The 20140-nt window shown below is 65.1% G+C and carries 18 protein-coding genes; 17 read left to right on the forward strand and 1 reads right to left on the reverse strand.

Annotated elements, in window-relative coordinates; translation table 11 throughout:
• Positions 1-41 precede the first annotated feature (41 nt).
• The 3 genes from XH79_RS02085 to XH79_RS02095 all read left to right on the forward strand — a co-directional run bounded on the left by XH79_RS02085 (position 42) and on the right by XH79_RS02095 (position 2660).
• On the forward strand, positions 42-1085 hold the full coding sequence (locus XH79_RS02085) for a TAXI family TRAP transporter solute-binding subunit (protein WP_271580455.1): 1044 nt from the start codon (positions 42-44) through the stop codon (positions 1083-1085).
• A gap of 653 nt (positions 1086-1738) precedes the next feature.
• Positions 1739-2329 (forward strand): DsrE family protein, encoded by a 591-nt coding sequence (locus XH79_RS02090; RefSeq protein ID WP_271580456.1) that lies wholly within the window; start codon positions 1739-1741, stop codon positions 2327-2329.
• Positions 2330-2345: 16 nt separating this feature from the next.
• A complete protein-coding gene (locus XH79_RS02095) occupies positions 2346-2660 on the forward strand; it encodes a hypothetical protein (protein ID WP_271580457.1) in 315 nt (104 codons plus the stop codon).
• Positions 2661-2726: 66 nt separating this feature from the next.
• Here the strand turns inward: XH79_RS02095 and XH79_RS02100 are convergent, their stop codons facing one another.
• Positions 2727-3158 carry a cupin domain-containing protein gene (locus XH79_RS02100; protein WP_271580458.1) on the reverse strand — a complete coding sequence of 144 codons (432 nt, stop codon included), beginning with the start codon at positions 3156-3158 and terminating at the stop codon, positions 2727-2729.
• Between the two features lie 917 nt (positions 3159-4075).
• Here XH79_RS02100 and XH79_RS02105 point away from each other — a divergent pair.
• From XH79_RS02105 to XH79_RS02170, 14 genes are all read left to right on the forward strand, one after another.
• Positions 4076-5326: an ABC transporter substrate-binding protein gene (locus tag XH79_RS02105; RefSeq protein WP_212338416.1), complete on the forward strand. Its 1251-nt coding sequence runs from the start codon at positions 4076-4078 to the stop codon at positions 5324-5326.
• A 122-nt stretch (positions 5327-5448) separates the two neighbouring features.
• Positions 5449-6276 carry a helix-turn-helix domain-containing protein gene (locus XH79_RS02110; protein WP_271580459.1) on the forward strand — a complete coding sequence of 276 codons (828 nt, stop codon included), beginning with the start codon at positions 5449-5451 and terminating at the stop codon, positions 6274-6276.
• A gap of 191 nt (positions 6277-6467) precedes the next feature.
• Positions 6468-7478 carry a branched-chain amino acid ABC transporter permease gene (locus XH79_RS02115; RefSeq protein WP_212338414.1) on the forward strand — a complete coding sequence of 337 codons (1011 nt, stop codon included), beginning with the start codon at positions 6468-6470 and terminating at the stop codon, positions 7476-7478.
• A 1-nt stretch (position 7479) separates the two neighbouring features.
• On the forward strand, positions 7480-8562 hold the full coding sequence (locus XH79_RS02120) for a branched-chain amino acid ABC transporter permease (protein ID WP_271580460.1): 1083 nt from the start codon (positions 7480-7482) through the stop codon (positions 8560-8562).
• Positions 8555-9337, forward strand: coding sequence for an ABC transporter ATP-binding protein (locus XH79_RS02125; RefSeq protein WP_271580461.1), 783 nt, complete (start codon positions 8555-8557; stop codon positions 9335-9337). The genes XH79_RS02120 and XH79_RS02125 overlap by 8 nt, the downstream gene beginning before the upstream one ends.
• Positions 9330-11540 (forward strand): ABC transporter permease, encoded by a 2211-nt coding sequence (locus XH79_RS02130; protein WP_271580462.1) that lies wholly within the window; start codon positions 9330-9332, stop codon positions 11538-11540. The genes XH79_RS02125 and XH79_RS02130 overlap by 8 nt, the downstream gene beginning before the upstream one ends.
• A 3-nt stretch (positions 11541-11543) precedes the next feature.
• Positions 11544-12377 carry a phosphoenolpyruvate hydrolase family protein gene (locus XH79_RS02135; RefSeq protein WP_271580463.1) on the forward strand — a complete coding sequence of 278 codons (834 nt, stop codon included), beginning with the start codon at positions 11544-11546 and terminating at the stop codon, positions 12375-12377.
• 26 nt (positions 12378-12403) lie between these two features.
• Entirely contained in the window at positions 12404-15313 is a 2910-nt protein-coding gene (locus XH79_RS02140; RefSeq protein ID WP_271580464.1) for a flotillin family protein, read from the forward strand.
• A 9-nt stretch (positions 15314-15322) separates the two neighbouring features.
• Entirely contained in the window at positions 15323-15760 is a 438-nt protein-coding gene (locus XH79_RS02145; protein WP_157331006.1) for an SRPBCC family protein, read from the forward strand.
• A 2-nt stretch (positions 15761-15762) separates the two neighbouring features.
• A complete protein-coding gene (locus XH79_RS02150) occupies positions 15763-16206 on the forward strand; it encodes an SRPBCC family protein (RefSeq protein ID WP_271580465.1) in 444 nt (147 codons plus the stop codon).
• Position 16207: 1 nt separating this feature from the next.
• A complete protein-coding gene (locus XH79_RS02155) occupies positions 16208-17026 on the forward strand; it encodes an FAD binding domain-containing protein (RefSeq protein WP_271580466.1) in 819 nt (272 codons plus the stop codon).
• Between the two features lie 6 nt (positions 17027-17032).
• Positions 17033-17509, forward strand: a complete 477-nt coding sequence (locus tag XH79_RS02160; RefSeq protein ID WP_271580467.1) for a (2Fe-2S)-binding protein — start codon at positions 17033-17035, stop codon at positions 17507-17509.
• A gap of 12 nt (positions 17510-17521) precedes the next feature.
• Positions 17522-19114 carry a xanthine dehydrogenase family protein molybdopterin-binding subunit gene (locus XH79_RS02165; protein ID WP_271580468.1) on the forward strand — a complete coding sequence of 531 codons (1593 nt, stop codon included), beginning with the start codon at positions 17522-17524 and terminating at the stop codon, positions 19112-19114.
• A gap of 1 nt (position 19115) precedes the next feature.
• A complete protein-coding gene (locus XH79_RS02170; RefSeq protein ID WP_271580469.1) occupies positions 19116-20138 on the forward strand; it encodes a xanthine dehydrogenase family protein molybdopterin-binding subunit in 1023 nt (340 codons plus the stop codon).
• Positions 20139-20140: the final 2 nt, after the last annotated feature.

Genomic DNA, 20140 nt, shown 5'->3' on the forward strand with positions numbered 1-20140 from the left:
AAAGCCCAAAGCGGATGCAGCGTGCGTAAAGGAGTTCGTCGATGAAAGGGTTCATAGGATTCCGCCGGTTGGCCTTGCTTGCGGCGTTCGCATCATCGCTCATGGCCGTTCAGCCCTGGGCGGATGCGCGGCCGTTGAATTCGCAGTCCCACAATGCTCGGCCGGTTCGCCCCGCGCCTTCGCAGCCGAGACCTGAGGTGCTCTCCATGAACGCCTGGACTGTTGGCCTGGCCGGAGGCCTGCTCGAGGGCGCACCGATACGGCTGGCGGCGGAGATCGCGCGTGTGGTCGACGACGGGGATAACCTGCACGTTCTGCCGGTCGTCACTCGCGGAGCCACTGAAAACGTGAATTCCCTGCTCTATCTACGCGGCATCGATGCGGCAATCATCAATTCCGACGCGCTCGAGGAATACAAAAGCCAGGTGCCGGACATCCAGCGACGAATTGCATATGTCCTGAATCTGTTCCCGTCCGAGCTGCATATCTTCGTTCGACCGGAGATCCAGAGCTTGAGCGATCTTTCCGGCAAGAAGGTCAACTTCAATACGCAAGGCACCGCTGCGGCCTATTCGGGCCCGCTGATCTTCAGCCGCCTCAAGCTCGAGGTGGAAAAGACGTTCATCCCGCACCAGATCGCGCTCGAGCAGATGCGCAAGGGCGAGATTGCAGCGGTTGTCTTCATTACATCGAAGCCGGTGGATGCCTTCGTGCGGGGCCGCTGGGAGCCGGGTTACAAGTTCCTGTCCCTCCCCTATGACGGCAGATTCGAGGACTACTATCTCCCCGCCTCCCTCGGCGAAGCCGACTATCCCAATCTGATCAAGCCGGGCGAACGGGTTTCGACGATCGCCGTGCCGACCGCACTGGTCGCCTTCAATTGGCCGATCAACTCAAACCGTTCCGAGCGCGTCTCTCGTTTCATCGACCACCTGTTCTCCCGGATCGACAGGCTGCAGGCGCCCGGTTTCGACCCGAAATGGAAGTCCATCAACCTTGCTGCGACAGTTCCGGGTCTCACCCGCGTCCCTGCGGCGCAGGCGTGGCTGGATCGTCAGCACCGCGCAACACAAGCATCACAATGAACCGGGCCGCGACCCTGCTTCTCCTGGCGCTCGCGGCTACCGGCGGCGTAGCGTCGGCGCAGGATTCGATGAGGCAACTGCGCTCCTGCCTTCAGAGGCAACACGCCGAGCGCCTCGAATGTCTGGACAAACTGACTCGCACCGTCGCGCCTCAGCATCGTCAATCCCCCGAAGACGGCTGGGTCGTCAGCCAGACGACCTCGCCGATTGACTACTCTCCGATCGCGACTGCCACGACATCCTCACGCGGCGGAGCCGGCGAGTCCGCGATGCAATTGTCGATTCGCTGCCGCAGCGGGCGGACCGAATTGGTGCTTACGGGACCAGGCATCTCCCGTGGGGGCGGTGACGATGCAATTTTTTACCGCATCAATGATAACCCGGCGATACAAATCGGGGCAGCCGTCCCTACCTTCGGGCCCGGCGTTGCGTTTACGGGGGAAGTTGTTCGCTTGGTGCAGTCGCTTCCAGACAGCGGGGACCTCATTGTCCTGTTCTCGCGACGGGGCGGCGCCGCCCATGACGGATCGTTCTCCCTCGCTGGGTTGGACGAAGCGCGTGCGAAGATAGCAGCGGCATGCAAATGGCCGCGCGCGCTCGCGACACCGAGTCATTGATGACATGCAAAACGATTTTCTCGATGGAGGCGGATAATGATGACGTTCCAACATACTGCCAAGGTGTTCGCGGTGGCGGCGATTACAGTTCTGGCTTCTGCATCGTTTGCGGCCGCGGAGCAAGGCGGAAGATACTGGACGCCGGCAGACGGGCAACAAGTCCAGCATAGGGCGCACGCAAGACAACACGTGGCGAAGCCGGCAAAGCGAAAGCAGGACGCGTTTGCCCATATGAAGAATTCGGCGGCGCCGAAGGAAAGAGAACATCATTTGATCCTGCAGGTAAATACCAATGACGCCCCGGCGATGAATCTCGCGCTCAACAACGCGATGAACGTGGCGCAATACTACAAGGACGCCGGCGAGAAGGTGAAGATCGAGGTCGTCACATTTGGGCCCGGGCTACATATGCTGCGTGACGACACGTCGCCGGTAAGAGCGCGCATCGAGGAAATGGCCCTGAGCACGCCTGAGGTTTCGTTCAAGGCCTGCGGCAACACCCAGGAGAAAATGAAGAAGGCCGAGAATAAGGACATACCGATTGTGCGTCAGGCGGAGATCGTGAAATCGGGCGTCGTGCGCGTGATGGAATTGCAGGAGATGGGTTGGACCTACGTCAAGCCGTGACAGGTAAGTAGTGGCAGTGACGTCGGCCGCCATCGCGGCGCCTAAGAGCATTTCATCTGAAATTCGCGGGGCGAGCATTGTCTCATTCGCTGCTGAGAAAGCCATGCCGGAATCAGCCTGCACCAATCTCGGGTTTCCCCCGGGCTCACGCGTTCAGGTCAAACCTGAAGCTGGTGCTCGCTTGGCTGGAAAAACCGGACGCGTCATTGGCGGCGGATTTTATCCGAGAAGCCTCCGTCTGGTTCTGGACGGATCGAAGGTTCCGATCACTCTGCACGTAAACTATGTGGCGGCGATCGACGACGACATCGGTCGGGTGAAATCGGATTGATGGATGGGGCGAGGTCGGAACGCAATCGACTCCCGTTCCAAGAGCGTTCCAATTCGCTGCATCCCGTCAAGTAAGTCGCGACGCCGCAGGCTGGCCGAGCATCGGTGACTTGAGCTTGCTGGCGGCACGCATGACAAGGCCCAGCGGAGTCCGCCGGCAGAAGGCGACCTTCTTCACACAATCCTCGACGTGCCACTTGGCACGCGAACCGGTGCGGAACAAGATCACGTCGCCGGCACCATAACGCGTCGGCGGTGCACCATCGACCTCGAGCATGATTGATCCTTCGAGGATCACGACGGTCTCGTCGAAATAGTAATGCCAGTTGAACTTGCCTTGGGTGCAGGACCAAATCATCGTCCACCAGGTCTTGAACGCGCTCTTCGACAGAAGGTGCGAACGAGCTTCCGGCCGACCTTCGATGATCCACGACGGCTCGATGGGGGACGGCGAGAGTTCAAACGTCTTCCAATATTCCGCTTCAGCAAGTTCGCGCATCTGCATCACTCGCACTGGTTGATGGATATTTGGCTCCCTCTCCTCAACATATTCTGGCCTCAATCGAAGCCCGGGAAGATGTCGCCTTGTCGCACTCCCCGCTCGTGCGCAACCATTATGAGGTACCTCAGGCCGGCAGGTCCACGCACGTTGTTTTGCGGTCCAAGTTTTCGTCGCGCAGGGATCAGAACCGAACACCAACAGGATCGAACGACGCGCTCTTATGCGTGCTGCTCGTCGACGGATCGGAGGGAGCGATTGGCGATGGCGGCTTACTTGTCTTCGTCAATATCGAGGGCAGGAACGCTAACCCTAGACTGAATGTACCGCCGCTAATGGCCTCCAGTCCGTGCTGCTGAGTTCGACTGACACAGGTCTCTCCTGCTCGACCAGTGGATTTTCAGTCGCAGCCATAGCGCAGGTCGATATCGTCGGCTGTGACCATCATCACTGGGCCAACCATGGACCGGGTTATTCGGCGCCGACGAATTCAATCAAAGGAGACAGATGTACGACATCAGGTAGTGGCCGAGCCTTGGTCAGCTTGCGCAGCGCGAGCACGCGCCCCGCAGGACATCGTTCCTTTCAACGAGCTGAAGGCCTCCTCTTGGTTGAAGGCCTTTCGCCGTCAGCGGATCAGCGCCTGTGAAGACTGGTCGTGGGCTGAGATGTCACCGGCTTGTGGACGGCATCCATCGGACACTGGCCCAGAGCCTCGTATGGGACTGCTGCACCGCGAAACCATTTGCGCCGCAACATTCAAAAATGAGACTGCCAGTCAAGCCGAACGAGGCGTCCGCGCATGCACCGCATCCGACTTCGGCTAGCTTCCCCACAAAGCCGCGGGCCGCTCGAGAGGCCACGGGCGTCGCGCCAATTCGGTGCGGCAATAAGTCGACGACACAGGGAGGAGCACAATGTTGAAATGCAGTGTTGGTCTGCTCGCGCTGAGCAGCCTGTTTCTTTCAGGTGCAGCGATCGCCCAGGAAAAGATCAAGGTGGGCGTGACCGCGACCCTCGAAGGCACCTACACGGTGCTCGGCGAGGACGGCATGCGCGGCCACCAGACGGCGCTCAACGTGCTCGGCAAGAAGATCGGCGACAAGGAGCTCGAATTCATCGTCGCCTCGACCGACGCGACGCCGGACTCCGCGGTGCGCGCGGTCCGTAAGCTGATCGAGCAGGACAAGGTGCAGATCCTGCTGTCGCCCCTCTCCGGCGACGAGGGCATCGCGGTGAAGAACTTCGCGAAGACCCACCCCGAGCTGACCTTCATCAACGCGGCATCCGGCGCGCAGGAAACCACCTATGTCGACCCTGCCCCGAACTTCTTCCGCTACAACATGGACGGCGCACAGTGGCAGGTGGGCCTCGGCAAATACGCCTATGACGAGAAGAAGTATCGCAAGATCGCAACCGTCGGCGAGGACTATTCCTTCATCTACACCCAGGTGTTCGGGCTGGTGCTTGAGTTCTGCGGCGCCGGCGGACAGGTCACCAACAGGCAATGGGTGCCGCTCGGCACCAAGGACTTCGCCTCGGTCATCGCCGCCCTGCCCGACGACGTCGATGCCATCTATCTCGGCCTTGGCGGGGCGGATGCCGTCAACTTCCTCAACCAGTATCAGCAGGCCGGCGGCAAGGCGCATCTGATGGGCGGTTCCATCATGATCGACCAGACCATCCTGTCGTCGAAGGGGAACGCCAAGAATGCGCTGATCGGCACCATCGCGGCGAGCGGCCAGGCCGACACCTGGGAGGACCCGGGCTGGCAGAAGTTCGTGAAGGCCTACCAGGACGCCTTCCCGCCCAACAAGCGCTTCCCGAGCCCGTCGCTGCTGGCGACCAACTACTATGACTCAACCATGGCGCTGATCCTCGCGTTACGCCAGGTCAACGGCGATCTCTCCAACAACCAGGCGAAGTTCAGGGAAGCACTGGCGAAAATCGAGCTCGACGCGCCGAACGGCAAGATCAAGCTCGACTCCAACCGCCAGGCGATCGGCACCAACTTCGTCACCGAGGTCGTCGATGACGGCAAAGGCGCGCTGTTCAGCAAGGTCGTGAAGGTGATCCCGAACGTCAACCAGACGCTCGGCTATGACCCGGCCGTGTTCTCGAAGATCGGCCTGCCGAGCCGCACCGTGCCGGAATGTAAGAAGTACTGACGCATTACATCGTCAAGAAGCGACGGGGGAGCGACCAGCTGACGCGGTCGCTCTCCGCTCTTGCAATCTCGGCGGGGTTGTTGAACGCTGGCTGAAAAGAAGAACATTCGGGAGGGGAAGGCATGAGCCGTGCGCTCGCCGTCTTCCACGGCAGGTTCGGCCGGGCGACGGTTTATCAGTTGAACCGCCCTTTCAATATCCACGCCCATCGTGAAGGTCATCTGATCTTCCATGTCGGCGGCATGCCGGCATGCATCGATGTTTGCGACGGACATTACGATCTCAACGAATCCTCCGTTGTCGCCGTCAATCCCTGGGAGCCGCACAACTTCCTGCCGACCGACCTCGATGGCGGCGCCATCTTCTTCGTGCTCTACGTCAATGCCGAATGGTTTACGCCCGACGCTTCGGGCACTGACCGCATGCGTTTCGGCCGGACCCAGTTCAGGCGCACGCCCGCACTCGACAAGCACATCAGGCGGACCGCCGCGCTCGTGTGCGGCGCACCATCGCTCTCGAGTCTCGATTGCGAGCTGCGGAGGCTGATCGACATCTGCTACGATGAAAGCTGGCAGCAGGCCGAGATCGCGCGGGACCCGCGCGCAGGTGGCTCCGTGACCGACTTTCGCGTGCGCAAGTGTATCAAGATGATGTCCGAGAGCCCCGGCGCTGAGATCGAGCTCGACGCCATTGCGCGTGAATCCGGTCTGTCGCGGCCGCATTTCTACCGGCTGTTCCGCGTCCAGACCGGGGTGACGCCCAACCTCTATCTCAACACGCTGATCATGGAACAAGCGCTCGAAGCGCTGGTGGCCAGCGAGACGCCGATCGCCGACATCGGCTTCGATCTCGGCTTCTCCTCGCAGAGCGGTTTCACCCGCTTCTTCGCCGCCAATGTCGGGATGGCCCCGACCGATTATCGTCGCGCAGCCAAGGTTTTGCGCGCCTGACAGCTGCACGAAAAGATACTCACGATCAAACGTCGCCCTCGCCGCCCGGCTAGGATGTGGGCAACGCGATCCCGAGATGATCGCGACCGACGGGAGCGCACGTCCATGGCAAGGCCTGCAGCCGCTATAGGGCTGTCCGACCTGCATTCAACGAACCTTCGGCGTGGCGCCCGGACGAGCGGACCGCGCATATGAGCCGTTTCATCGAACGCCATCCCGCTTGGGCGCTGATCACCATCATTGCCATTGCCGTCGCGCTCTGGCTGGTCTTCGCGGTCTGGCCGCCGGGCCTGGAGGAGGCGATCGGGCGCAAGCGCGTCTTCCTCAACGCCGTCTTCAACGGCATCACGCTCGGGGGCCTCTACTTCCTCGTCGCCAGCGGCTTCACGTTGATCTTCGGCCTGATGCGCAACGTCAACCTCGCACATGGCTCGCTCTATCTGTTCGGCGGCTATGTCGGCTACGCCATCAGCACATCGACCGGATCCTGGCTGCTCAGCTTCATCGTCGCCTTCATCCTGACCGCCCTGGTCGGCGTCCTGCTCCAGGTGATCGTGTTCCGGCGCATGGAAGGCCAGGACCTCAGGCAGACCATGGTGACGATCGGTCTGTCGATCGTGTTTGCCGACCTCATGCTCTGGGCCTGCGGCGGCGATTTCTACCAGATCCAGACCCCGAGTTGGCTGATCGGACCCGTGGACCTGCCGCTGGTCACGGCGGTGAAATCCTCGGGCGAGCCGGTCTATCTCCGATACCCGCTGGTCCGGCTCGTGATCCTTGCCGCCTCCGTGGTCATCGGCGTGGCGATGTGGCTCGCGCTCAACCGCACCCGGATCGGCATGATCATCCGCGCCGGCGTCGACGACCGCGATATCCTGGCCGCGACCGGTGTGCGCATCCAGCTCGTCTTCGTGCTGGTGTTCGCCTTCGGCGCGGGACTTGCCGGTATAGCCGGCGTGGTCGGCGGAACGTTCCAGTCATTGTCGCCGGGCGAGGACATCCGCTTCCTGCTGGCCTCCCTCGTGGTCGTGATCGTCGGCGGCATGGGCTCGATTCCCGGTGCGGCACTCGGCGCGCTGATCATCGGCCTCGCCGAGCAGCTCGGCTCGGTCTACATCCCGACCTATGCCATCGTCGTGACCTTCCTGATCATGGTGCTGGTGCTGGCGATCCGGCCGCAGGGCCTGTTGGCGAGGCGCTGAGATGTCGCTCGCCCACGACGCCCGCGTTACCGTTCGTCCCGCTGCCGGAACGCAGCGGCCCGCGCGGACATGGCCGGAGATCGACAATCCTGCCGCCTGGGTCGTCGCGGCCATCCTCCTGATCATGCCGCTGATCGCCAACGGCTTCTTCCTGATCGAGATCTTCGCGACCACGCTGATCCTCGGCATCATGGCGCTGAGCCTGATGTTCCTCGCCGGCTATGGCGGCATGGTCAGCCTGATGCAGCTCACCATCGCGGGCTTCTCGGCCTACATGGTCGCCGTGTTCGGGGTGAGCGGCAACGCCAATATCAGCCTGGGCTGGCCGTGGTGGCTCGCAGTCCCGATGGCGCTGGCGCTGGCGACCGCCTTCGGCACGCTCGGCGGAGCACTCGCGGTGCGCACCGAAGGCATCTACACCATCATGATCACGCTCGCGATTGGAGCTGCCTTCTACTATTTCACCAACCAGAACTGGGCGATCTTCAACGGCCATACCGGCATCAACAACGTGGCGACGCCTCACTTCTGGGGCGTGAACTGGCGCGCCGACATCCCCTTCTATTATGTGGTGCTCGCGGTTGCCGCGCTCTGCTATTTCGCTGTCGAATATCTCTCGCGCGCCCCGTTCGGCCTTGCGCTCCAGGGCGTGCGCGACAATCCGCGGCGCATGGCCGCCCTGGGCTTCAACGTCAACGCCCATCGCGTCGCCGCCTATGCTTTCGCGTCCTTCGTGGCCGCGCTCGCCGGCGTCCTCCAGGTCTGGAACTATCGCCAGATCTCGCCGGGCTCGGTCAGCGTCGGCGCCTGCATCGACGTGCTGATCATCGCCGTGGTCGGCGGGATCACCCGCCCGATCGGTCCCTTCATCGGCGCGCTGATCTTCGTGCTGCTGCGCACCTTCGCGCTCGACTTCCTGGTCAGGCTCGGCCTCGACGGCAACCGTTTCCGTCTGCTGATCGGGCTCGGCTTCCTCGCCATCGTGTTCTGGTCATCGGACGGCGTCGTCGGCCTGTGGCAGCGCTGGCGCCAGAGTCGGCGTCCCCGCACAGACCGCCCAGACGGAGGGCGCCGCCATGGATAGCGTCGCCCAGCGCCTCTCCGCCGTCGGTGCCAGTGCCGCGCTCGAGCTGCGCGGCGTGACGCGGCTGTTCGGCGCGCTTGCGGCGCTGACGGACGTCACCATCACAGTGCGTCCGGGCGAGCGGCGCGCCGTGCTCGGCTCCAACGGTGCCGGCAAGACCACGCTGTTCAACTGCATCACCGGAGATTTTCCGCCCTCCTCCGGCACCATCCGCTTCTTCGGCGAGGACGTCACGCACTTTCCTCCCTATGAACGCATCCGCCGCGGGCTGCGCCGCACCTACCAGATCTCGGTCCTGTTCCCGGGCCTGACCGTGCAGGACAACGTCTATCTCGCCTGCCGCGGCGTCTCACGCGGGCGCTTCTCGTTCCTGCGTCCGGGTCAGAACGACGCCCTGATGCATGCCGCCGACAACCTCGTCCAGGCCGTGCATCTGTCCGCCGTGAAGGACCAGCGCGTATCCGAGCTCGCGCATGGCCAACAGCGCCAACTCGAGATTGCGCTCGCGCTGGCCGGCGCACCGCGCTTCGTCCTGTTCGACGAGCCGGCCGCGGGCCTGTCGCCGACCGAGCGGGCCGAGCTGATCGAGATCCTGACCTCCCTGCCCGCGCATATCGGCTACATCATCATCGAGCACGACATGGACGTGGCGCTGCGCGTCGTCGAGAGCGTCACGATGATGCACAACGGGCGCGTCTTCAAGGAGGGCCTACCGCAGGAGATTCAGTCCGATCCCGAGGTGCAGGAGCTCTATCTCGGAGGCGGCCATGAATGAGGCCCGCCGTTCTTCCCCTGCACTCGAGGTCCGCGGCCTCGACGTCTATTACGGCCACTCGCACGCGCTGCAAGGCGTCGATCTCACGCTGGAGAGCGGGGTGTTTTCCGTCGTCGGCCGCAACGGCATGGGCAAGACCACGCTGTGCAAGGCGATCATGGGGCTGGTCGGCGTGAGCGGCGGATCGATCCGCGTCCGCGGTGAGGACGTCACGCGGCGGCCGCCGGCCCAGATCGCGCGGCTCGGCGTCGGCTATGTGCCGCAGGGGCGCCGTCTCTGGCGTTCGCTCAGCGTCGAAGAGCATTTGCGGCTCGCCGGCGGCATGCGCTCCGGCGCCTGGACCGTCGAGCGCATCTACGACACCTTCCCGCGGCTCGCCGAACGCAAGGGCCACGGCGGCGGCCAGCTCTCCGGCGGCGAACAGCAGATGCTGGCGATCTCGCGCGCGCTGCTCACCAATCCACATCTCCTGATCATGGACGAGCCGACCGAGGGCCTTGCGCCCGTCATCGTGGCGCAAGTCGAGGAGATGCTGCTGCGGCTGGGCGAGGACGGCGACATGTCCGTGCTCGTGATCGAGCAGAACATCGGCGTCGCCACCGCCATCTCACGCAACGTTGCGATCATGGTCAACGGCCGGGTCAACCGCATCATCGACTCCGGTCGCCTCGCCGCCGACCGCGAGCTGCAGCAGCGCCTGCTGGGCGTCGGGCTTCACGCCGAGCTCGAGCCGGATATCGACATACCCGCCCCGGCTGCCGGCTCGAAGCCAGCGCCGGCGCCACGCCGCGACGGCCCTGTCCGCATCTACGTCTCCAACCCCGTGCCGCCGACGCGATGGTCGCAGCCTGTGCCGATCGCCCGCATCGAGGCGGCGGCCCGCACGCGCTCGACAGAGGTCACGCGGCTGGAGGAGTCGACGCGGCGCAGGCGCGAGCCGGCGGCGGCGCAGATCGCGGGCCCGCCCGTCGTGCTGGTCGTCGGTACGCTCGATACCAAGGGCCAGGAATTGCGCTTCATTCGCGACATCATCGCAGCAACCGGCCTTCGCACGCGGCTGGTCGACGTTTCGACCAGTGGCAAGCATTCGAGCTGCGATGTCTCCGCGCAGGAGATCGCCCTGAACCACGGCCGCGGCGGATCCGCCGTATTCGGCACCGACCGCGGCGCCGCTGTGACCGCGATGGCCGATGCTTTCGCCAACTGGCTGCGGCGACAGGGCAATATCGCCGGCGTGATCTCGGCCGGCGGCTCGGGTGCGGCGTCGCTGGTTGCGCCGGGCATGCGTACCCTTCCCGTCGGTCTACCCAAGCTCATCATCTCCTCCATCGCCTCCGGCGATGTCGGGCCCTATGTCGGCCCCGCCGACATCACCATGATGTACTCGGTCACCGACGTTCAGGGGTTGAACGCGATCTCGCGCGCGGTGCTCGCCAATGGCGCCAATGCCCTCGCCGGCATGGTCAAGGCGCGGCTCGATGAACGCGCTACGGCAGCGCGCGAGACCGGCAGCCTGCCCGCGGTCGGCATCACCATGTTCGGCGTCACCACGCCGGCGGTGAAGAAGATCGCGGCCGAGCTGCACAATGATTTCGAATGCCTGGTCTTCCATGCCACCGGCGTCGGCGGCCGTTCCATGGAAAAACTCGTCGAGTCCGGGCAGCTCTCAGGCGTCATCGACCTCACCACGACCGAGATCTGCGACCTGCTGATGGGTGGCGTGTTTCCGGCGACCGAAGATCGTTTTGGTGCGATCATCCGCAGCCGGCTGCCTTATGTCGGCTCGGTCGGCGCACTGGACATGGTCAATTTCGGCGCGCCCGACACAATCCCCGAACGTTACCGCGGGCGCAAGTTCCACGTCCACAATCCGCAGGTCACGTTGATGCGGACCACGGCCGAAGAGAACGAGCGCATGGGCCGCTGGATCGCCGAGCGGCTCAACCAGATGGACGGCCCTGTCCGCTTCTTCCTGCCCGAGGGCGGTGTCTCCGCGCTCGATGCGCAAAGCCAGCCGTTCTGGGATCCGGACGCCGATGCCGCGTTGTTCCGCGCCCTGGAGCGCAACGTGCGACAGACCGGCAACCGCCAGCTCATTCGCACGCCTAAGAACATCAACGATCCCGACTTCGCCGCCGCCGTCGTCAGTGCGTTCCGAACGCTGTTCGGCCGCACCGGCACGCGGCGGAGACTAGCGAGGTGACCGATGGCCAGGTTTGAACGCGCAGCCCTCCTGAAGAAGTTCCGCGACATGGCAAGGCGCGGCGAGCCGATCGTCGGTGGCGGCGCCGGCACTGGCCTGTCGGCCAAATGCGAGGAGGCCGGCGGCGTCGATCTTATCGTCATCTACAATTCCGGCCGCTATCGCATGGCCGGGCGCGGCTCGCTCGCCGGCCTGATGGCGTATGGCGATGCCAACGCCATCGTGCTGGAGATGGCCGGTGAAGTGCTCCCGGTGGTAGACCAGACGCCGGTCCTTGCCGGCGTCAACGGCACCGATCCGTTCCGCGACATGGACGCGTTTCTCGACCAGCTGAAGGCGCTCGGATTTTCGGGCGTCCAGAACTTTCCGACGGTCGGCCTGATCGACGGCACCTTCCGCGCCAATCTCGAGGAGACCGGCATGTCCTATGCGCTCGAGATCGACATGATCGCCAAGGCGCACGACAAGGACATGCTGACCACGCCCTACGTGTTCAGCGAGAAGGAGGCCGCCGCGATGGCGATCGCCGGTGCCGACATCGTCGTCTGCCACATGGGTCTGACGACCGGCGGCACGATCGGCGCGCAAACCGCCGTGAGGCTCCAGGACTGCCCCGCGCGGATCGACACCTGGGCCACCGCTGCGCTCAGCGTCAATCCGGACATCCTGGTGCTGGCCCATGGCGGCCCGATCGCGGATCCCGCCGATGCCGATTTCATCATGAAGAACACCCGTCATTGCCACGGCTTCTACGGCGCCTCCTCGATGGAGCGACTGCCTGTGGAACGGGCGCTGACGGAGCAGGTGCGGCAATTCAAGGCGATCGGCGCGCGCTAACGCCGGAAGGTTCGAGGGAGGAAAAGATGTCAGGGATGCTGGTCGGTGAATTGATCCTCTGGCTGATCGTCGCGATCGTCGTGGTCGTGGTTGGCGTCTATATCGTGAACTGGCTCTACCACCGTTCCTCCAAGGAAACGTCGTTCGTCAGGACCGGATTCCTCGGCGAACGCGTGGTGATCAATGGCGGCGCCTTCGTGCTGCCGTTCATTCACGACTACACGCCGGTCAACATGAACGTGCTGCCGATGGGCATCGTGCGTTCGAGGCAGGACGCCGTGATCACCCGCGACCGGATGCGCGTCGACATCGAGGCCGATTTCTACGTTCGGGTGCAGCCGACCCGCGAAGCCGTCTCGATTGCGGCCGCGACGCTCGGCCGCCGCACCATGGAGCCGGAGCAGTTGCACGCCCTTCTCGCCGGCAAGTTCATTTCCGCGATCCGTTCGGTCGCCTCCGAAATGACCATGGAGGAGATGCACGAGCGGCGCGGCGACTATGTCGCACGCGTCAAGACCAATGCGGCCGAGGCCCTCGCCCAGAACGGCCTCGAGCTCGAATCCGTCGCGATCACCGACCTCGACCAGACCGACCTCGAGTTCTTCAATCCCTCGAACCGCTTCGACGCCGAAGGCCTGACGCGCCTGATGGAGGACATCGAGGCGAAGCGGAAGCTGCGCAACGACATCGAGCAGGACTCGATGATCAAGATCCGCTCCCGCAATCTGGAGGCTGAGCGGCAGGCGCTCGAGATCGAGCGCGAGAGCGAGACCGCGCGCCTCGAGCAGGAACGCGACATCGAGATGCGCCGTGCGCTTCAGCGCACGGAAGTGGCCCGCGAACGCGCACTGCGCGAGACCGAGGCCGAGCAGGCGCAGATTTCCGCGCGCGAAGCCATCGAGCGCGCCCGCATTGCCAATGACCAGGCGATCGCCGAGGCCCGTATCGCCTCGGAGCGTGAGACCCGCCAGAAGGAGATCGAGCGGACCCGCACCATCGAGGAGAAGGAACTTCTGGCGCGCGAGGAGATCGAGAAGACCCGGATCGCCAACCAGCGCTCGATCGACACCACCCGCATTGCCTCCGAACGTGAGGTGCGCCAGCGCGAGATCGAGCGGATGCGCACGGTCGAGGAAGCTGAAATTTCCGCCCGCGAAGCCATCGAAAAGGCCCGGATCCAGCAGGACCGCGTCGTCACCGATGCCCGCATCGCCAATGAAGAGGAGACACGCCGCCGCGAGATCGAGCGCACCCGTGCCGTGGACGAGGCCGAGATTGCCGCCCGCGAAGCCACCGAAAAAGCCCGCATCGCCCAGACCTTGATCGTCAATGTCGAGCGCATCTCCTCGGACGAGCGCACCCGCGCGCTGGAAATCCAGCAGGTGCGCACCATTCAGGAGGCCGAGATCGAGGCCCAGCGGGCGGTCGAGGCCGCGCGCATCGCGCGCGAGCGGACGCTCGCCGCCGAGCGCATCGCCGCCGAGCAGAACACCCGGCAGCTGGAGATCGAGCGCAACCAGACGCTCGATGTCGCCGGCATTGCGGCCCGTGAAGCAACGGAAGCCAGCCGCATCACCCAGGAGGAGCGCGTGCGTTCGCTGGAGATCGCCCGCAACCGTGCCGTCGAGGAGGCCGACATCGCCTCGCGCGAGGCGATCGAGGCAGCCCGCATCGCCCAGGAGAAGGCGGTTGCGGCCGAGCGCATCCAGGCCGAGCGCGATACGCGTTCGCTCGAAATCGAGCGGACCGGCATATTGGAGGCGGCCGAGCTGAAGCGACGCGACGCCATCGAGCGCCAGCGCATTACGGTCGATCTTGCGCTCGAAGCCGAGCGCATCAACTCCTCCAAGAAGCGCGAGGTGCTCAACATCGAGCAAAAGAAGGCCATCGAGATCGCGGACGAGGACCGCGTCATCGCCCTCTCTACCAAGCGCTCCGAACGCATCGATGCCGATCGCCAAGTCAAGCAGGCCGAGATCGTCGCGCGCAAGGAGGTCGAGACCACCGACGTCTCGCGCGAACAGGCACTCGAAGCAGCCCGCCTCGAGCGCCGGCGCGCGATCGAGCAGCTCGAGGTCGCCCGCGTCCAGTCGCTCCAGGAGGCGGAAATCGCAGCGCGCGAAGAAGTCGAGCGCGCCCGTATCGCCTCCGACCGCGGGCTGGACGAAGCCCGGATCGGCCGCGAACGCGAACTGCGCAAGCTTGAGGTCAATCGCGAGAAGGATGTCGAGACGGTGCTGATGGAGAAAGCGATCGCCATCCATCAGAAGTCGCTGGAAGAGTCGGCCGCGCGCGCTGCGGCTGAGGAGGCACGGATGCGGGCGACGGAAGCGGCCGAGCGTGTCGTCACCGCACGCGAGAGCGAGATCGCAAAGCGTCGCAAGACCGTCGAGGTGCTGCTGGCCGAGAAGCAGGCCGAGGAAACCCGCATCGCGGCCGAGGCCGAGCGGGTGCGCGCCGCGGTCGAGGCCGAAGCGCAGCGGATGCTCAACGAGGCCGAGAACGTGCTGACCGATCAGGCCCGCTACTCGCTATTCCGCCGCAAGCTGCTCGACCGCATTGAAGGCATCGTGCGCGAGAGCGTCAAGCCGATGGAGAAGATCGAGGGCATCCGCATCCTCCAGGTCGACGGCCTCAACGGCAGCGGACATGGCGGCGGCAATGGTGGCCGCAGCGCTACCGACGAGGTGATCGACTCGGCCCTGCGCTACCGTGTCCAGGCGCCCCTGATCGACTCCATCCTGTCCGACATCGGCGTCGAGGGCGGCAGCCTGGCAAAGATGCCAGGACTGATCCGCGAGGCCCGCGACATGCAGGGCATCAAGGAGGCCGCGCGCAAGGGCGGCGGTGGCGGCGACAAGCCGGCGGCCTCCGCGCCCTCTGCCGAAGGCGGCAGCGAGCCTCCGGCCGAGCGCGCTCCGCGGAAGAAGAGCTGAGGTCGCGCCATGGCCCGCGTCTACGTCTCCACCGTCGTCAACGCCCGCAACGACCGCGTCTGGGCGCGGGTGCGCGATTTCAACGGCATGCCGAACTGGCACCCGGCGATCGCCGAAAGCCGGATCGAGGGCGGCGAGCCCTCCGACAAGATCGGCTGCGTCAGGGACTTTCGCCTGCGCAACGGCGACCGCATCCGCGAGAAGCTGCTCGGGCTCTCCGACTACGACATGTTCTGCACCTATTCGATCCTGGAATCGCCGATGGGGGTTGAGAACTACGTCGCGACCCTGCGGCTCACGCCCGTCACCGACGGCGACCAGACCTTCATGGAATGGACCGCGGAATTCGACTGCGCACCGGAGCGGGAGACCGAGCTCGTCAACAATATCGGCGGCGGCGTGTTCCAGGGCGGCTTCGACGCCCTGAAGCGCGTGTTCGGAGGCTAGCTGTGCCGCATGTCGTCAAGAGCACGATTCTGAACGCGCCGACCGACGCGGTCTGGAACGTGCTGCGCGATTTCAACGGGCATGATCGCTGGCATCCGGCGGTCGCGACCTCCTCCATCGAACGCGCGCAGTCCGCCGACAAGATCGGCTGTGTCAGACGGTTCAAGCTCAAGGACGGCTCCGAGCTACGCGAGCAATTGCTGGCGCTGTCCGACCTCGAACAGACCTTCAGCTATTGCCTGCTCGATACGCCGATCCCGATGTTCAACTACGTCGCCCATGTCCGCCTGCTGCCCGTGACCGACGGCGACCGCACCTTCTGGCACTGGGAGTCGCGATTCACGACCAGATCCGAGGACCGGGACCGCATTACCCACATGGTCGCGGAAGATATCTATCAGGCCGGGTTCGAAGCGATCCGCCGGCATCTGAAGGAGGCCAAATAACATGGCCGTGACGGTAAAGACCTTTGCGAATGCGAGCGAGGCGGCAGGAGCGCTGTCCTCGGACCGTAGCGCGCGCTATCTCGGCGGTGGCACGCTGGTGATGCGGGCGCTGAACGAGGGCGATGTCTCGATCTCGACGATCGTTCGCGCGCAGGATCAGGCGCTGGCCCGGATCGATGCCTCCGGCCCGCGCGTGACGCTGGGCGCCGGCGTCACCTTCGCGCGCGTGCTCGCCGAGCGCGACCTCGCCTTCCTGCACGCCCCTGCCCGCTCGATCGGCGGTCCCGCCGTACGCAACATGGGAACGGTTGGCGGCAATCTGTTTGCGCCAACTCCTTACGGCGATTTCACCGTGGCGCTGCTGGCGCTCGACGCCACCGTCGCGGTGCAAGGCGGCTTCGGCGCGCGCGCCATCCCGATCGAAGAGTTCTTGCAGGGGCGCGACCGGCAGGCCGGCACGCTGGTGCTGTCGGTCTCGTGCACCCGGCCGGCCAGCGCAGACGCCTTCCGTTATCGCAAGATCGCGCGCATCAAGCCGAAGGGCGGCGCGGTGATCACGCTGGCTGCACATGTGCCCGTCAGCGGTGGACGGATCGCGGGCGCGCGGATCGCGCTGGGCTCGATGGCCCCGACACAGATCCGCGCCCGCGCCGCCGAGCGCGCGCTCGAGGGCCGCTCGCTGGATGCCGCGACGATCGCGGCCGCCGCATCGGCGGCAACTGAAGGAACATCGCCATCCGACAACGCGCTCGGCAGCGCCTGGTACCGCCGCGAGATCGTCGGCGTGCATCTGCGGCGCCTGCTGTCGGGACAGGAATAGACCGCCATGTCGAAGATCCCCCTGCAATTTCGTCACAATGGCCGCGACGTCGCGATCTTCGTTGATGGTGGCACCAATCTGCTCGTGGCGCTGCGCGAGCTGATCGGCGACATGACACCGAAATTCGGCTGCGGCCAGGGCGGCTGCGGCACCTGCAGCGTGCTTGTTGACGGCGAGCTGCACCTGTCCTGCCTGACACTGGCCGAAACGGTCGCCGGCCGCTCGGTCGAGACGCTCGACGGCATGAAGCAGGGCCCGAATCTGCATCCGCTGCAGCGCGCCTTTGCCGATCATTTCGCCGCCCAGTGCGGCTATTGCACGCCGGGCATGCTGATGGCCGCCAAGGCGCTGCTCGACCGCAATCCGTCACCGAGCCGCGACGAGGTCGTCGAGGCCATCTCCGGCAACATCTGCCGCTGCACCGGCTACGAGCCGATCATCAATGCCATCCTCGCCGCCTCGGGCGGCCGGGTCAGCGCGTAAGGGAACGCGGCCATGCTGGAACTGCGCAAGGACATTTTTGCCGACGAACGCGACGATAACCTGAAGGAGATCGGCAAGGGCACCCAGCGCCAGGACATGCTCGGCCATGTCACGGGCACGTCCAGCTATTTCAACGACCATAAACTTCAGGGCATGCTGCATCTGAAGGTCGTGCGCTCGACGCATGCGCATGCAAGGCTGCGCCGCATCGACACCGCGGACGCGGAGCGCTCGGCGGGTGTCCGGCGGATCATCCGCGGCGCCGACGTACCGGTCAACCTCAACACGCTGCTCAGCCTCATCAACTTCGGCAAGGACGATGAGCCGTCGCTGGCCGTCGACAAGGTGCGCTACAAGGGCGAGCCGATCGTCGCCATCGTCGCCGACAGCGAGCGCGAGGCCTTCGAGGCGATCGCAAAGGTCAAGGTCGACTACGAGCCGCTGCCGACCGTGTTCGACGTCGAGGACGCGCTGAAGCCCGGCGCGCCCGTGGTCAACGAAACCTATCCGAAGAACGCCTTCATCTATCACGACGTCTACGATCACCAGCGCCTGCGCTTCGGCGATGCCGACGCGGCGCTTGCAACCGCCGACCACGTGCTCGAGCAGCGCTACCAGATGTCGCCGATCGAGCACGCGCCGACCGAGACCAACGGGGCCATCGCAGCCCCCGACACCAACGGCCGCTACGTCGTCTACACCTCGACGCAGGCGCTGTTCTTCTCGGTCGACACCTGCGCCAAGATTTTGGACGTGCCCTCGAACACATTCCACTTCATCGGCGGCACCGTTGGCGGCGGGTTCGGCGGCAAGGTGGACACTCTGACCGAGCCGCTCGCGATCCTCGGCGCGATGCTGACCGGGCGCCCCGTCCGCTACGTGTTCGGGCGCGAGGAGGAGATGCAGTACGGCCCGCCGCGCGGCGCCGAACGCATCTACATCAAGGACGGCGTGATGCGCGACGGCCGCATCGTCGCGCGCAAGATCCGCGCCTATTTCGACAGCGGCGCCTATACGCGGCTGTCGAGCTACGCGGCGGTGAAATGCGCCGCCCACCTTCCGGGCCCCTATACCATCCCGAACGTCTATGGCGACGTCTATTGCGTCTTCACCAACCGGACGCCGGCCACCGCCATGCGCGGCTTCGGAGTCACCGCGATAGATTTTGCGATCGAGTGCCAGATGGACAAGCTGGCCAACCTCGTCGGCATGGACCCGATGGAGTTCCGCATCCTCAACGCCTATCGCGACGGCGACATGAAGGCGCACCGGCGCGAGGCCAAGAACACCGCGCTGATCGAATGCGTGCAGGTCGCCGCCGAAAAGGCCAAATGGCCGATCCGCGACGAGTTCAAGCGCGCCTCCTCGCGCAAGGACGGTGGCGGCAGCCGCGCCGCCATCCCCGCGACGCCGACGGATTCGCGTGCGCGGCCGGCGGTGCCGTCGCAGCAGCGCACGAGCTATGACCGCGCGCCGGTGAACGTCACGCGAGAGCCGCCGCGCGAGCCGCCACCGCCCGCTCCGCCGCCCCCCTCGCCGCGACCAACGGCGCCCTCGCATGGCGCGCCCCGCTTCTCCTCTGTCTTCGGCACCAGGAGGCGTTGAGATGACCAGGCATCGCGGACGCGGCATGGCGTCGATCAACTATCCCATCGGCATGAATCTCGGCGGCGATCCGAGCCAGGCGCTGGTGCATTCCAACCCCAGCGGCAAGTTCACCGTGGCGCTGTCGTCCATCGACCTCGGCCAGGGCATGAAATCGGTGACGCGGCAGATCTGCGCGGAGACGCTGGGCGTTCCGGTCGAGGACGTCTATGTCGACACGGCGGATTCCGACACCGGCCCGCACTGCATGGGCTCGTTCGCCTCGCGCGGCACCCATCGCGTCGGCAACGCCGTGATGGCCGCGGCCCGCGAAGCGCGCGGGGTGATGATGGAGGCGGCGGCCGAGGAACTCGAGGTCAACGCCGCCGATCTCGAAACCGACGGCCGCGGCAACATCCACGTCAAGGGCGCGCCACACCGCTCGATCTCGACCAAGGACGTCGCGATCGCGGCGCAGTTCAAGCAGGGCAAGACCATCGCCGGCCGCGGCATCTTCCTCGTGCCGCTGTCCGACGTCGATCCTGAAACCGGCGAGATGTCACCGGCGACCTGCTATGCTCATGCCTGCCTCGTCGCCGAGGTCGAGGTTGACGACGAGACCGGCGATGTTGCGATGGTCCGCATGGACTCCGCCTATGAGCTCGGCCGCGCGCTCAACCCGCGCCTGGTCGAGCAGCAGCTCGTCGGCGGCGCCTGGATGGGCGTCAGTCACGCGCTCTACGAGACGCCCGAGCCTTATTATCCGGACCCGGCTCATGGGCCCCGCGACTTCGTCGAATATCTGATGCCCGGCCCCGGCGACATCTGCCCGCACGACATCGCCGTGCTGGAACGACCTGCGCCCGACGGTCCGTTCGGCGCCAAGGGCCCCGGCGAGATGTGCGCCAACCCGGTGTTGCCGGCCGTTGCCAACGCGATCTTCAATGCCGTCGGCGTGCGCATCGACGATCTCCCGATCACGCCGGAAAAGGTGCTGCGGGCGATCAAAGCCCAAGGCGGCGCGCGGCCGCAGGCACGGCGCTGAGG

This window comes from Bradyrhizobium sp. CCBAU 45389, assembly GCF_028128625.1.
In the GTDB taxonomy this organism is placed as follows: domain Bacteria; phylum Pseudomonadota; class Alphaproteobacteria; order Rhizobiales; family Xanthobacteraceae; genus Bradyrhizobium; species Bradyrhizobium liaoningense_B.